Source organism: Bradyrhizobium sp. ISRA442, from assembly GCF_038085055.1.
GTDB lineage: Bacteria > Pseudomonadota > Alphaproteobacteria > Rhizobiales > Xanthobacteraceae > Bradyrhizobium.
Map to the genome: position 1 here is coordinate 1 of NZ_JALGCN010000071.1, position 852 is coordinate 852.

Annotated in this window: 1 protein-coding gene; it reads right to left on the minus strand. The window is 57.2% G+C overall.

Features of this window, described 5'->3' with window-relative positions:
• A partial coding sequence (locus tag MTR72_RS40235) for a histidine kinase dimerization/phospho-acceptor domain-containing protein (RefSeq protein WP_341512353.1) occupies positions 1-852 on the minus strand: 852 nt, incomplete at both ends.

Here is an 852-nt window from a genome sequence, read left to right on the forward strand (position 1 = left end):
CCTCGGCGATGCCGACGCCGCAGTCGGTCACGGCAAGCTGGATGTGCCCCACGTCGTCCTTTGATGATTGAATCAGCAGTTCGCGCGTCCGATCGGTAACTGCCTCCATGGCTTCGATTCCGTTCATCACCAGATTGATGATCACCTGTTGTAGCTGAATCCGATCGCCGAGGATCCTAGGCAGCCCTGCCGTCAACTCGGTTCGTAACGTCACTCGGTGGCTCACCAGCTCTCGTGTTACCAGCGCAATGACCTCCTTAACGACCTCATTGATATCGAGCGGCACCATCTCAATCTCGCCCTTCTTCGCGAGCGTGCGAATACGACGGATCACCTCGCTTGCCCGGATTGCGTCTTCGATGATCCACTCCACCGAAGAGCGCGCAGCGGAAAGATTAGGAGCTTCCCGCCCCATCCAACCGAGGCACGCATCGGCGTTGCTGATAATAGCGGCGAGTGGCTGGTTTATTTCGTGGGCGATGGAAGTTGTCAGCTCTCCTAAAGTCGTTACACGCGTTACATGCGTAAGCTCCGCTTGTGCCTTTCGTAGCTCTTGTTCGGCTTGATCGGCGCGAATGGTAGCGGTGATGTCAGTGCTGACGCCACGGTAGCCGAGAAAATTGCCCTTTCCATCGAAAAAAGGCTTGCCACTCGTGCGGACATAGATCGGAGATCCTGTCCGATTCACGGTGCGGTAGATGAGATCCCGAAATGGAAGATGGGCCTCCAACGTCGCCCGATGCTGCCGCCACTTCTCGGGCTCCTCTTCGACGTCGCACGCAATGTCCCAGCGAAGCAGGCCCATCAATCCTGTCGCCAAAATTCCCGCAGCGCTGGTGTGCTCGGATAAGT